The sequence below is a fragment of the Moraxella sp. DOX410 genome, from assembly GCF_032248735.1.
GTDB classification, from domain to species: Bacteria; Pseudomonadota; Gammaproteobacteria; order Pseudomonadales; family Moraxellaceae; genus Faucicola; species Faucicola tetraodonis.
This window is the reverse complement of sequence record NZ_CP135138.1, coordinates 2,107,610-2,121,063: the sequence shown is the minus strand read 5'-3', so window position 1 is coordinate 2,121,063 and position 13,454 is coordinate 2,107,610. Positions and strand designations below refer to the sequence as shown.

At 44.3% G+C, this 13,454-nt stretch carries 14 protein-coding genes; 5 read left to right on the top strand and 9 right to left on the bottom strand.

Annotated features, from left to right (window positions below; translation table 11 throughout):
* Positions 1-59 precede the first annotated feature (59 nt).
* Positions 60-617 (top strand): cytochrome b, encoded by a 558-nt coding sequence (locus RNZ41_RS09475; protein ID WP_062332532.1) that lies wholly within the window; start codon positions 60-62, stop codon positions 615-617.
* Between the two features lie 88 nt (positions 618-705).
* Here RNZ41_RS09475 and minE read toward each other — a convergent pair whose 3' ends face one another.
* The 5 genes from minE to RNZ41_RS09450 all read right to left on the bottom strand — a co-directional run bounded on the left by minE (position 706) and on the right by RNZ41_RS09450 (position 5,390).
* Positions 706-981, bottom strand: a complete 276-nt coding sequence (minE, locus tag RNZ41_RS09470; protein WP_007115412.1) for a cell division topological specificity factor MinE — start codon at positions 979-981, stop codon at positions 706-708.
* 3 nt (positions 982-984) lie between these two features.
* Positions 985-1,797: a septum site-determining protein MinD gene (minD, locus tag RNZ41_RS09465; RefSeq protein ID WP_036592750.1), complete on the bottom strand. Its 813-nt coding sequence runs from the start codon at positions 1,795-1,797 to the stop codon at positions 985-987.
* A 257-nt stretch (positions 1,798-2,054) separates the two neighbouring features.
* The gene (gene minC / locus RNZ41_RS09460; RefSeq protein ID WP_314027168.1) at positions 2,055-3,059 is read right to left on the bottom strand and encodes a septum site-determining protein MinC; all 1,005 of its coding nucleotides are present in this window, start codon (positions 3,057-3,059) and stop codon (positions 2,055-2,057) included.
* A 180-nt stretch (positions 3,060-3,239) separates the two neighbouring features.
* Positions 3,240-4,301, bottom strand: coding sequence for a hypothetical protein (locus tag RNZ41_RS09455; RefSeq protein WP_138018704.1), 1,062 nt, complete (start codon positions 4,299-4,301; stop codon positions 3,240-3,242).
* Positions 4,302-4,421: 120 nt separating this feature from the next.
* Complete coding sequence (locus RNZ41_RS09450) at positions 4,422-5,390, bottom strand: acetyltransferase (protein ID WP_314027167.1); 969 nt, start codon at positions 5,388-5,390, stop codon at positions 4,422-4,424.
* Positions 5,391-5,944: 554 nt separating this feature from the next.
* On the opposite strand from RNZ41_RS09450, the gene RNZ41_RS09445 reads away from it, so the two are divergent.
* Complete coding sequence (locus tag RNZ41_RS09445) at positions 5,945-6,595, top strand: OmpA family protein (protein WP_099833422.1); 651 nt, start codon at positions 5,945-5,947, stop codon at positions 6,593-6,595.
* A gap of 119 nt (positions 6,596-6,714) precedes the next feature.
* On the opposite strand, the gene RNZ41_RS09440 is transcribed toward RNZ41_RS09445, so the two are convergent.
* The 3 genes from RNZ41_RS09440 to RNZ41_RS09430 all read right to left on the bottom strand — a co-directional run bounded on the left by RNZ41_RS09440 (position 6,715) and on the right by RNZ41_RS09430 (position 8,874).
* Positions 6,715-7,215 carry a YfbM family protein gene (locus RNZ41_RS09440; RefSeq protein WP_096488434.1) on the bottom strand — a complete coding sequence of 167 codons (501 nt, stop codon included), beginning with the start codon at positions 7,213-7,215 and terminating at the stop codon, positions 6,715-6,717.
* A 194-nt stretch (positions 7,216-7,409) separates the two neighbouring features.
* Positions 7,410-8,117, bottom strand: coding sequence for a DUF1345 domain-containing protein (locus RNZ41_RS09435; protein ID WP_040403240.1), 708 nt, complete (start codon positions 8,115-8,117; stop codon positions 7,410-7,412).
* A gap of 52 nt (positions 8,118-8,169) precedes the next feature.
* Positions 8,170-8,874 (bottom strand): pseudouridine synthase, encoded by a 705-nt coding sequence (locus tag RNZ41_RS09430; RefSeq protein ID WP_314027166.1) that lies wholly within the window; start codon positions 8,872-8,874, stop codon positions 8,170-8,172.
* A 256-nt stretch (positions 8,875-9,130) separates the two neighbouring features.
* Here RNZ41_RS09430 and RNZ41_RS09425 point away from each other — a divergent pair, with 256 nt between their 5' ends.
* The 3 genes from RNZ41_RS09425 (at position 9,131) to glyA (ending at position 12,271) form a co-directional block, all read left to right on the top strand.
* Positions 9,131-10,369, top strand: coding sequence for a GNAT family N-acetyltransferase (locus RNZ41_RS09425; protein ID WP_314027165.1), 1,239 nt, complete (start codon positions 9,131-9,133; stop codon positions 10,367-10,369).
* Complete coding sequence (locus tag RNZ41_RS09420) at positions 10,369-10,893, top strand: chorismate--pyruvate lyase family protein (protein WP_314027164.1); 525 nt, start codon at positions 10,369-10,371, stop codon at positions 10,891-10,893. Before RNZ41_RS09425 ends, RNZ41_RS09420 begins: the two co-directional genes overlap by 1 nt.
* A 118-nt stretch (positions 10,894-11,011) precedes the next feature.
* Positions 11,012-12,271, top strand: a complete 1,260-nt coding sequence (gene glyA / locus RNZ41_RS09415) for a serine hydroxymethyltransferase (protein ID WP_065254133.1) — start codon at positions 11,012-11,014, stop codon at positions 12,269-12,271.
* 135 nt (positions 12,272-12,406) lie between these two features.
* Here the strand turns inward: glyA and RNZ41_RS09410 are convergent, their stop codons facing one another.
* A complete protein-coding gene (locus RNZ41_RS09410) occupies positions 12,407-13,336 on the bottom strand; it encodes a response regulator (protein WP_314027163.1) in 930 nt (309 codons plus the stop codon).
* Positions 13,337-13,454: the final 118 nt, after the last annotated feature.

The window sequence follows — 13,454 nt, the reverse complement described above, 5'->3', positions numbered from 1 at the left end:
ATTTTGCCCAAACATTGCTAGAATAACCCAAAACAAATCATGATAAGGTAAAATTCATTATGGCATTATTTCCTGCAAATGAAGCGCCACAGCCGATTGCCCCACACGGTATCAACAAATGGTCGCTATCGTCACGTATTTTCCATTGGATTAGCGTGGTGTTGTTGATTGCGACTTGGGCAATGATTGAGCTGAATGAAGATGCAACTGACTTTACCTATTTTGATTTGCATAAAGCGTTTGGACTCAGTGTGTTATTTTGGACAGTAGGTCGGATTATCAATCGTTTTGTCACCAAAGCACCTGCCGATGTGCCGATGCCAAAATGGCAAAATAAACTATCGCATTTAACGCATTTGGCACTGTACTTGATTTTACTTGCCATGCCTTTGGCGGGCTGGTTTTCTGTTATGTTTGATGGGGAAGGGGTGAGTATGTTTGGGCTGTTTGATATCCCAGCCTTTGTCAGTGAAAACAGTGATTTGTCAGGCACGTTAGAAAAAATTCATAAAAATCTGTTGTGGACGTTGCTGCTGGTGTTCACGGCCTTGCACATCATCGGCGCGCTGTATCACCAATTTATCCAAAAAGACCATTTAATTCGCCGTATGCGCTAAGTCAGCCCATAGTATAAAAAAGCCCATGTCATCATGGGCTTTTTAGTCACAATTTTTTAAATGCAGCCTAGATTAAGCGCAACATGAATTATTGGCGTGTACTATCAGGCAAGCTGATATTCATCTCCAGCACTTCCATGTTTGCTTCATTGTGATGTTGAATATTGACGTCATCAATGTTGACACCTGATACGTAGGTATTGACCACTGCCAAAATCTCACGTTTCATTTTTTCAATACGCTCTGGGGTTAACCGATTGTGCAAGCGGTTTTCGCTGGCAACGATGACCTTTAGGCGCTCTGCGGCAGTATTGGCACTGTTTGACTTTTGCTCACCGCCAAATAAATTACTCCAAAATCCCATAGCCTAACCTCCAAACCAGCGTTGTAGGAAACTTTTCTTCTTCACCTCGATATGGCGATAGGGACGTTCTTCCCCCAAGAAACGAGCGACCATGTCATCATAAGTTTGACCGGCTTTTGAATTTTGATCTAGCACCACAGGCACACCTTGGTTTGATGCCTCAAGTACGCTATTGCTTTCAGGAATCACGCCAAGTAGTGGCACTTTTAGGATGTCATTAGAGATGCTGTTGATATCCATCATCTCGCCGCGCTCAGCACGCTCAGCGTTGTAGCGGTTGATGACCAAGTGCTCACGTACCACGCCTGTACCTTCTTCAACTTTTTTAGTACGGCTTTGCAAAATACCGATGATACGGTCTGAGTCACGCACCGACGAGATTTCTGGGTTGGTCACGATGATGGCTTCATCGGCATGGTACATAGCTAGCTGGGCACCGCGCTCGATACCAGCGGGCGAGTCACACACGATGTAGTCAAATTGTTTGGCTAACTCATTAATGACTTCGGCGACTCCTTCATCTGTCAAGGCGTCTTTGTCGCGGGTTTGGCTGGCAGGTAAGATAAACAAATTATTGAGCTGTTTGTCTTTTACCAAAGCTTGTGACAGGCGCGCGTTCCCTGAGATAACATCAACAAAGTCATACACGATACGGTTTTCGCAGCCCATAATGAGGTCAAGATTTCTAAGACCCACGTCAAAGTCAATCACTACAGTTTTAAAGCCGCGAAGGGCTAGACCTGTAGCGAAAGAGGCGCTAGTGGTGGTTTTGCCTACCCCGCCTTTTCCTGAAGTTACAACAACGATTTTTGCCACTTTGGCATACTCCTATTCATAGCACGGTGTCAGTGAGGCTGTATTGGTTAATCATCAAGCCATACACACATTCACGCTAAACTGGTTTGAAAAATATGGATATAAATTAACGTAAATCGTTAAAAGTTAAGGCTTAAATTTTAGTTAGCCCAAATTTGGTTAATTGGACTAGTTTAGCATAAAAAACTTTTCGAAGTTAATCGAGAGATTGGCGATTTTTGCATAGATTATGGTATAAGTGGTTGTTTAGGTGATTGTTATTCCATCAATTCAAACACCAAGCCTTGACCATCAAGGTAGCTGACTTGTACCGCTTTATCCAAATACTCAATGGGAATATTTTCTTTTAGGCAATAAGTGCCCGCAACTGACACCAGTGACGGGTTAAAACGTAAACAGAATATTTTAGCGTTGGTGTCGCCCGTCGCCCCTGCGACCAATCGCCCTTCGGCTTTTCCATACACGTGTAAGCTATAATCGGTAATCGCTTCCGCGCCGGCATTGATGCCTTTGGTCAAAATCACGTCACCGCCTACATGATTGATACTTTGACCGGAGCGCAGCATTTGACTATGCACCAAATCGCCTTCAGGCTGCGATTGGTGATGCGGTGAGGCGACAAATTTTTCAGGTGCAGCTGCGGTCTCATTGATTGTGGTCTCATTGCTTGCGGTATTATTGGCTGCGATATCATTAGCGGTTTGATTTTGTCGCTCAGTCACTTGACTGTCGGATGCGGGTGATTGGGTAGGGGGCTGCGCCACGTGTTGAGAGGATGGGTTACTTTTTGTGCTGTCTGATTTTCGCTCTCTACCCGTCGCCACATTTTTTGGTGCTTTGCCGTCAATGCGCTGCCCATCTGCTGGAAAAATGGCAATGCGAAGCTCATTGGCTTGGGCGTCATTGGCGCCTGTGACCAACCCAATCGGCTGTAACCCTAGTGCCCATAAGCCGCCCCAAAGCTGCGCTAAATTTAACGGGTGATGACAGCTGACAATCACCGGTAAGTTGGACTGGCGTTGACGACCTAGCTTTTGTGCAATCTTTGTCAAAATTACTTTGATGTCATTGCCTTCAATATTTAGGCGGGTAAAGTTGAGGAGTCTGCCCGTAAGTTTCACGCTAGTGGCTACAGGGTCGGTGGGTAATGGGTTGGCTGGCTGCTGACTTTGCGGTGAACCCTGCTCGGATAGGTTAGGTAGACTTTGTAATTTTTGTGATGAACTATCTTGGGTCAAGTCAAGGGCAGCGGGCTGTGTCATGAAAAACCTTTTTATAATAACTTTTTATACATCAAAATCGATTCATACCGCATATTAGCAAGTATTATTTAAAACAACAACCATTCACTGCGCTATTTATTGTTTGGCAACCAAAGCTGTAGTAGGGCGATAAAAAAGGGTTGAATAGCGGCTATCGGCCAGCAAAATTGGTGGATTCAATCAGCGTATTTGGTGCTTCCATTGTTGAATGCGAACTTGGTTGGCAAGTGACGTCAAACTATCATCAATAATATCGCTAATTAATTTTTCTAGCGCAGGGCTAGTGACGTCAATTTGCACCAAGCTTTTGGCGATTTCTTCATACATCAGCGTGAGCGTTTGCGGCTTGGTAAGGTTGGTGGTCAAGCTTAATGTCAGATTTTCCCCAATGTGTTGCCCGATGCTGTGCATTTGGTTTTCTATCAGACTACCGGCAATCGGTATCAATCGTAATATGCGGTGCAGCTCGGGCGTATCGGTTAGCGCTTGCTGAATGGCGATGCCCACTTGTTCTGCCAATGGTTTGGCAAAGATGGCAGGGTGGGCGGGCGTGGATTGTAATAACGGTGTGGCTTCTTGCTGCAGCACTTCGACAATGACCTTTTGTATGTCATCCCGATGCTTGTCGATGATGTTTTTGACCAAATGCCCATCGGTGTTGCTTATTTCGGTGCGGATATTGTCAATCGCGGTTAAAATCACCCGATCAGAAATCTCTTCCATAATCATTTGGTAATAAAATTTGATTGTCGCAAGCCAACTGGCGGGCAAAACTTTGTAGCCCAGTTCATGCAGACGATAACCAATCACGCCAACGCGCAGCAGTCGTAATGCGCGCAGCTGCGGTGCACAGCCCAACACCTCATACCAATGCACGAATGGAAAGAAAAACCAGCGGTAATAGCGTTTTTGGGCGATGGCAATCAACCAGCGAACCAAAAGCTCGGCTATCAAAAAGATGGTAAATAGACCCCCAGCTACTTTGATTGGCTCGTGCCATCCTTGCTGATAAGTGATGATACTGTCAAAAAACCCTAGCCAATTTGCTATTTTTGCCATAAAGCTACTTAGCATCAAAGCGTCAAACCCCATGAGCAGCAAGTCCAACACGATGGCAACCATCATGATGGTATCGTAGGCTAACTGCCAACGACTGGGTTTGGCAGGGTGGGCAGCGAGCGGTTGGCTAATATTCGAGCTTGGCATTGGGTTGGGCTTTGGGTCTAAATTAGCAGTTGGCATAAAAAAGTGCTCAAAATGGGGTCAATACCGCAAAAAATGTGAGTGGGTACAAGGTAGGTAATTCATATATCGCATGGCTTACCTGAGTTTTTAACTAGTAGTGTCACTAGTGATGTGTCGCTAGGGATGACGGGTAAAATCATCGAGCATGGCTTGGATACGTTGATCTTTTTGCTGCCACAAGTCATCAAGCCAACGGTACATATCTATTTTGGTTTGTTCATCCTGCTGGTATTTGCCATCCATGAGGCGCTGTAGTAAGTCATCTGGCAATACAATTTTTTGAATATCCACCCCGATGCGTTTGATATTACCTTTCCATAAATCCTGATAGGTAGGAATACCGTCAGGATATACAATTGTCATATCAAGCACAGCATCTAAATCGTCAACCAACGCACCTAATGCAAGTGCAATGCCGCCCGCTTTGGGTTTTAGCAAATGTTGATACGGTGATTGTTGCAAGTCACGTTTTTTTTGGGTAAACCGCGTGCCTTCGATAAAGTTAAGTAAGGTAAAAGGCTTGTCGATTAAGTTTTGACAAGCGCGTTTGGCTTCGATGATATCGCGGTCTTCTAGCGCTGGATTTTTAGCAATCGCTGTTTTCGAGTAGCGTTTCATCATCGGAAAGTCTAAAAAATAAAAGGCTTGCCCCACAATTGGGATATACAGTAGCTCGTATTTGGCAAAAAACCGCGTTAACGGCAGTCGGTTTTCACTGATATATTGAATGACAGTGGTGTCGACCCAAGATTGGTGATTACTCAGCAAAATATATTTGCCATCGACTGACAAGTCATCAGGCAGGTTGACGCGAAAATCAATATCGGGCAGGATGTTGTCAATCAAACGATTGTTGGTATTGATCCAGTGATTGGCTATTTTTAACACGGATTTATCTGCCAATGTATGACCCGTTAATGTTTTTACCGCGCCCATCGCCCAAAGCGGTAGACTAAACAGCACTGAATTGCCGGTAATGGTGCCTGCCGCCACCGCTAAGCTGGCGTTTTGCGCCAAAGGTAATGATGTTTTACGCAGTTTATTTAACGTGTTTTTGAGCAATGATGGTTTATTGTTATTTGTCATATTTGGCTCCCACAAAGCTTATTCAAAAAAGCTTATTTGAATGAGACATAAGAAAAAATACTTGGCTTCATTAATTTGGCTTCGTTAATTGTAAAAATAAGTGTTAGTTTAGCAAACGTCAAAAATGTTCACTAATAAATTTTTATACACTGGCAAGCACAAATCTTGCAGGTTTACTGGTGCTACGCTATACATTCCAGTAAAGTTAATTGTCAAAAATTTTTATTAAAAATTAACAAGTTATTGAATAATCTGTAGATGATAGATTGACTATGCAGCATAGTTTTCAACAAAATCACAAAGCATTTAATATATAAGAATAAATAATATAAATAATGAATACTTGAAAATATTTTGTAACAAATTATGCCATCCTACAACATCCTTAAGACAAATCATTACATATAAAGGAAAAGTTTATTGCATAATGAGCTCAATCACAAAGCAACTGAGTGTTGTCAGGTTTATCTGGCAAATGAGATAAAAACAACAAGTTGGTGCGTGGCAATTATAACTAAGCCATTATAACTAGAGGAATTCAAAGGAGATTACTCATGCGTACTAAATTATTAGCAGCTACTTTAGCATCAGGTGTTATCTTAACAGGTTGTGCAACAACGCCAACTGGTACGACAACAACAGGCATTACCGACAATAAAGCGCTTATGGGGGGTCTATTAGGGGCAGCCGCAGGCGCGGGTATTTCAAAAGCAACGGGCGGTGAAAAAACCGGTCGTGATGCGGCAATCGGTGGCGTACTAGGTGCGGGCGTGGGTTACTACATGCAGCAACAAGAAGCAAAACTTCGTGCAGAAACCGCAGGTTCTGGCGTGACGGTAACGCGTGACCCAGTGACTAATAACATTAACTTGTCTATCCCAGAAGCGATAACTTTCCGCGTTGGTGATTCTACTATTCTACCTAACTTCTATAATACGTTAGACAAAGTAGCTACCACACTACGTGACTATAACCAAACTAACATTCAAGTAAATGGTTACGCCTCAGTGGAAGGTGATGCAAATAGAAACCAAGAGTTATCACAACGCCGTGCATCAGCAGTCGCTAATTACTTAGTCAATCGTGGCATCTCTGGTAACCGTATCAGCGCTATTGGTCGCGGTGCGACAACACAATTTGGCTCAAGCTATGAACCAAACCGCCGTGTAGAGATGACTATTCTTGCACCCCAGTCAGTTAACTAATCAGTCGGTTAACTAATTAAGTCAAGCTAGATGATATGTTCATCAGTGAATTGATAAAAAAAGCACCTTTTATAAGGTGCTTTTTTGGTTCAAAAAATGAAAAAAGGACTATATCGACGTTATAAAATACTCACCACAATATTATTGCCATGGTCTAAGGCGTCATTATAAAACGCCAATAACTCATTATATGAAGCCAGCAATTCTTTATCCAAGTGTTCCTTTTTGTCTTGCCAAATATTGGGTGGAAAAATAGCCTGCTCACGTAGTGACTTCATCGAGACTTTTTCTAAGCGTTTTTTAAAGTTAATTTGTTCTAGTGCATCGACGATTTCGACAATATGTGCCCACGGGGTAAAAGCAATGAAATCGGCGTCTTCACTGTCACTAAAGGTTTCCACACCCACCACAAACTCACTAACAGGCTCATCAGGTACAGGTTGGGTGGCACTGTGTTTAGTTAACACAAAATGGATAATGTCCCACAGTTTGCCCAAATCTACCAATTGCGCTTGAGGCTGCTCACTCATACTTTCAAGTAACGCCGTTCGCGCTGTATCAGTGGCATTTTGCAGTTGCTCGAGCAGGGCGTTATCGACCATCAAATATTGTGCGATCATACAATTTCCTAGTTATAAAGTAGCGAGATATTAGCGTAGTGGGATATGACAGTCCTATCACTTTATGTTAAGACGAGGACCACAAGCGAGGATAGTATACCTCATACAGCAAGCGATTTTGACGATGTATTCACTTGAATTGACCGACTCATTTAGCTGTATTGGGCTGACTCATTTAGCTGACTTATTTAACTTTAACCGATTAGACCCGCTGACATATTGATTAATGAGGCTAAAATTGCGGTATTAAAGAAAAATGATAACACACAATGGATGGTACCGATGATCCGACTTTGCTGGGTGTTGAAGGCGACATCCGCTGTTTGACCAGATGTACCAATGATGTAGGAAAAATATAAAAAATCCCAGTAGGCAGGGTCATCATCGTTAGGAAAATCTAGCATTTCTGCGTTTTTTTCTTCTTTAAGCAAGAAATACTCGTGGGTGTAATGAATAGCAAACATGGTATGAATAAACAGCCAGGCCGTCAAAATCGTCATGGCGGTGAGCGCGATATGAAACAGCATCAAAGCGCCTTTGGCGTCCTTGCTCGCGCCCAACTCTACGACAATCGCTAGCATACTGACAATGGCTGTGACAAAAACCAAAATCAGCATTAACACCGTGCCTTCGTCTTCAGCATGGGCTTTATCCAAAATTGCATTTCGATCGGCTTTATACATCATCCGAAAAATAGCCAGTAGATACACCCAAAGTCCGATATTCCAAGCCAGCAAAAATTGCGTCACAAACTTCAATTTATCGTAGGCTACCGCCAACGTCCAATCTTTGGGCAATAGACCAACCAGCGTCGATAGTCCAAAATACACCACCACCATGGTGGCAAATCCTAACAGTAGACGAGGGCGGCTTTGAAAAAAACGATAGATGTAACCGATCATGGCTGTTTTCTCATAGCGGTTTCCTTATATCTGTCTACTCACGGCTGCCTGCTCATGGCTGCCTACGTCGGCTTGTTGGGTGCTTTGATTGTAGCGATTTAGGCGTTAACACGCGAGGTTTTTTGCGCGATTGTGGCGTTGTCGTTGCTGTGGATAAAGGTTGGACACCCAGTCGCTTTAAATCGGCAGGTGATAGCGGTATTTGTGTGGATGCGCCAACCTCTAAATTCCCCAAGCTAAAGCCACTTGATGCCATGCGAATCAGCCGCAGACAAGGCAGTCCCACATGGGCCGCCATGCGACGTACTTGACGATTTTTACCTTCAAAAATGGTGATGGCGAGCCACGTGGTGATTTTGCGTTTGGCAATCTTGTCAGGGGCTTGCCAAATTTGCTCGGCAATTTGTGCTTCGCTCAGCCGTGCAACTTCGGCAGGTAAGGTGATACCGTCTTTGAGTGGCACCCCTGTTTGTAGTTGCTGTAGCTGGGCATCGCTTGCATCGCCTTCCACCTGTATCCAGTAGGTTTTACCTTGTTGTTTGCCTGCATTGGCTTTGGGTGGATGGGTCAAGGCTTTATTGACTTGTCCATCAGCGGTTAGCAGTAGCAATCCTTCGGAAGTGGCATCTAATCGCCCCGCCACGCGTAAGCTTTTATCGCTAAAATAATCGCTGAGCGTCGCAAAGTTGTTATTATCATCGCTGCGAAATTGGCTGAGCACGCCATAAGGTTTGTTAAATAAAATCAGTGTCGGCATGGTAAAGGATGACAAGTGAGTGAAAAAAAGCTTAGAGCGCATCGAGCAGATAAGTTGTTCAGTGTAAACGCTAATCTTGGCTATTGCAATTTGGTTATTGCAACAAAGTCACCTTTATAAACCACACTGCCCAACGCCATACATATTTTGCAAAATTGTGCCAAATTGTGCCAGATTGCGTAAAAGGATAAGCCCGTATTTTTGACTAAAAACAAGGTATAATAATCCGTTCATACAACTACAATAATATTAACATATGCTCTATCGCTATCAATTTACCAGCGAGTTTGACTGGCACTCACAGACACAGTGGCAGACGCCTGATACGCCCTTTATGCACTTTGATTTTTGGCAAGCGCTCATAGATGCAAAGCTGATTGGCGGGCGCAGCGATTGGTGGGTGCAGTATGTGCAGATTGTCGATGACAGTGGTCAACTGATTGCCGTGATGCCCGTGTTTATCAAAAAGCATCACCAAGGCGAATATGTGTTTGATTTTAGCTGGGCAGAAGCCTTTGATCGCTATGGTAGAAATTATTATCCAAGATTGGTGACAAGCGTCCCCTTTACCCCCGTCACCGGCGAGCGGATTTGGGTGGCACAAGGCAAGTCATTAACCGCGCCACTGTATCAGACCTTACTACAAGCGATTGATGAATTGGCAAGCCGCTATCAAGCATCCACTTGGCACGGACTGTTTTTCTCCCCAAAAGATGTCCAAGCGTTGCACAATATGCCCAATATTTGCGAGCGGCTAAGCTGTCAGTTTTTATGGCAAAATCGCAATCTACAGGATAAAAAATTCGCCAATTTTGATGAGTTTTTGGCAACATTAACTGCCAAAAAACGCAAATCAATTAAAGTGGAACGCCAAAAGGTGCTCAAACAAAATCTAAGTTGTCAGGTTAAAATCGGTGACGATATCACCGAGGCGGATTGGGCAGTTTTTTATCAATGCTATGCCATGACCTATCTGGTCAGAGGGCGGCAGCCGTATTTGAATTTAGCATTTTTTAAGCAGCTTGGGCAGACTATGGCAGACAAGCTGATGCTCGCTCAAGCGCATAACGCGCACGGTGATATCGTGGCTTGTAGTTTGTTTTTTTTCGATGACGATGCCACTATCAGCACGTTATATGGTCGCTATTGGGGCTGCCTAGAAGACTATGATTGTTTACATTTTGAGCTGTGTTATTACCAAGGTATTGAGTTTGCTATCAAGCAAGGCCTTCGCTACTTTGACCCTGGTACCCAAGGGGAGCACAAGTTGATTCGCGGCTTTTATCCGGTGTTGACCCATTCGTTACACCGCGTCTACGACAAGGTGTTTGCCCCTGCGATTGCCCAGTTTTGCCAAGACGAACAGCACGCTATACTGGCGTACCAAGCCGATGCGATGACCGCGTTACCTTTTAATGACACCTATAAAAGCCAATTTTTTGGCGACGTTGCCGCGCAAGGCACAATACCCGATAATGAGTTTTTGAAAAAATAATGATAAATGTTGGTTTAAACCTAAACTTAGCTTTCGCGCATTTGAGCGCGGCACACAAACAGCAGATACCGCCGAAACTCATCCCTTGGCTGACGTCAACAGGGTCGCTCACCGCCAAATTTGAAGCCTTATCTCAGCATAAACTCATCGTACAGCCGACGTTTGAAGGGCGGCAAACCTTGTCCCTGAGCGAAAAGCACCAACTGCAGTTACCGCTTGGGGTGAGCCAATCGGCATGGGTGCGCGAAGCCTTATTATTTGGCAAGCCTAATCAAGATGCGTGGGTGGTGGCGCGGTCAGTATTTCCGTTTGCTAGCCTCATTGGTAATGCGCGAAAATTGGCAAATCTGGGTACAACACCGATTGGCTATATACTGTTTCGTCGGCATGGCGCAGTGATGACCAATCGCTGGATTGATGTGACAGCGCAAGGCTGGCGGCGCACCACCCTTTACCAGTGGCAAGGCAGGCATTTTTTGATTAGTGAGATCTTTTTACCTGCATTTGAAAATAATCTTAACTAATGCGACAAATTGCGCCAAATGGCTGGATTATTCACTAAAAAAAACCAAACCATGCTAAACTAAGCCATATTTTTCGGTTTTATCCGCCCATTTTTTGACTTACTCAAAGGAAATTGCCATGTTTAAAAATGTCACTATTCACCAGTTTGACGCTGAACTTGCCCAAGCGATGGACAATGAAGCCAAACGTCAAGAAGACCATATTGAACTGATTGCTTCAGAAAACTACTGTTCACCAGCGGTGATGGAAGCGCAAGGTAGCCAATTGACCAATAAATACGCGGAAGGTTATCCAGGCAAACGTTATTACGGTGGCTGTGAATATGTTGACGTGGTCGAGCAATTAGCGATTGACCGTGCCAAAGAATTGTTTGGCGCAGACTATGCCAACGTACAGCCACACGCGGGTAGCCAAGCCAACAGCGCGGTATTTTTAGCCTTATTAAAAGCGGGTGACACAGTACTTGGCATGAGCCTTGCCGATGGCGGTCACTTGACGCATGGTGCGCATGTGAACTTTTCTGGTATCAACTATAAAGCTGTACAATATGGCTTAAATAAAGAAACAGGCATCATCGACTATGATGAAGTCGAACGCCTAGCCAAAGAGCACCAACCCAAAATGATTATCGCGGGTTTTTCTGCTTATAGCCAAGTGGTTGATTGGCAAAAATTCCGTGACATCGCAGACAGCGTTGGCGCATACTTGATGGTCGACATGGCACATGTAGCAGGACTGGTTGCTGCAGGTGTTTATCCAAGCCCTGTGCAAATCGCTGACGTTACTACCACCACTACCCACAAAACCCTACGCGGTCCACGTTCAGGCTTAATCTTGGCAAAAGCCAACCCAGAGATTGAGAAAAAACTCAACTCTGCCGTGTTCCCTGGAAACCAAGGTGGTCCATTAATGCACGCGATTGCGGGTAAAGCTGTGTGTTTTAAAGAAGCGTTAAGCGAAGATTTCAAAGCCTACCAACAACAAGTGGTTAAAAACGCCAAAGCCATGGCAGATGTCATCATGTCGCGTGGTTATGATATCGTCTCGGGCGGCACAGAAAATCACTTAATGCTGATTAGCTTAATCAAACAAGAAATCACCGGTAAAGAAGCGGATAAATGGTTGGGCGATGCCCACATCACCGTCAACAAAAACGCGGTACCAAATGACCCTAAATCACCGTTTGTAACGTCTGGGGTGCGTATTGGTACGCCCGCAGTCACTACCCGTGGGTTTGGTGAAGCGGAAGTAAGAGAATTGGCTGGCTGGATTTGTGATGTGCTCGATAGCCGCGGTGATGAAAAAGTTATCGGCGAAGTGCGTGAAAAAGTCCAAGCAATTTGCGCCAAACACCCAGTGTACGAGCAAACAGCTTAATCATCGGCTATTAAAAACCGCTCAAAAACCGCCTAAGTCGTGACTCTAGGCGGTTTTTTTATGGCTAACATTCATTGATTGAGACGGCTCAAACGCGACGCTTTGAACCTGTTATCTTACCCACTAGATTTTAAGCTAGGCAAAGCGCGATTTACCAATACCAAAGCGTGATAAGAATTTTTTGACTTTATTACCAAAACTACGCGTTTCAACTTCGGTTACGGCATCAACGACATGTCGCGCTTGTAATTTTGGTTGATTGACTAACGTTTGGTGATAATCATAAGCGCGCTGAATACTAATTTCTAATAATGATAAATTACTGGGACGCGGCAGGTAGCGATACACTTGCCCTTTATTGATCAAGTCGATTAAGGTGTGGCTGTCGTTGAGTGAGGTGAGTACCAATACCGCTAAATCTGGAAAGCTTTGTTTTAATGCATAGATTACGGGTGAAATGTTCTCGCCACCCAATGACACATCGGTGATGGCCACGCCAAAACGGTCATTTTCAAGTAACTCAATCGCTTTTTCTAATGAATTTGCCCAGTGCGTTTCAAACTGGGTGAATTTTTGCTGCATCTGTAAATATACCATCTCGCTGTCATCGATCACCAACACTTTGCGTTTGGCGATGGTTGGCTGAGCGACCTGCAGATTTTCTTTGAATACATCTTTGGTTTGCAGCGCGATTTGGGTGGCTTGATTGACGATATTTTTAAGCTCATCCGTCTGCCAAGGTTTGGTGATATAGCGAAAAATCTCCCCTTCGTTGATGGAATCAATTACCGCAGTTAAGTCTGCATAGCCGGTCAACAAGATACGGATGGTATGGGGTGATACGTCTTTGATATCTTTTAGTACTTCGACACCCAGTTTTTTTGGCATGCGTTGGTCGCTAATCACCACTTGGACCTCGTTATTTTGCACATAGCTTAGTAGCTCATCGGGCTCGGTAGTGGTAAACACATCATGGGTGGCGCGAAAATGCATTTTTAGGCTGCGTAGAATGCGGTCTTCATCATCGATAAAGGCGATTTTGGGTTTGGTTACAGTCGTTATCATGGTCATGTCACTTAGGTATGTTGACTAAAATCAAGGTTGACTACAATTAAGGTTGACCACAATCAAGTGTGGCTCGTGTATGGCTGAGCAGATTGCCTGTCAGCCATCGGTTATCGGT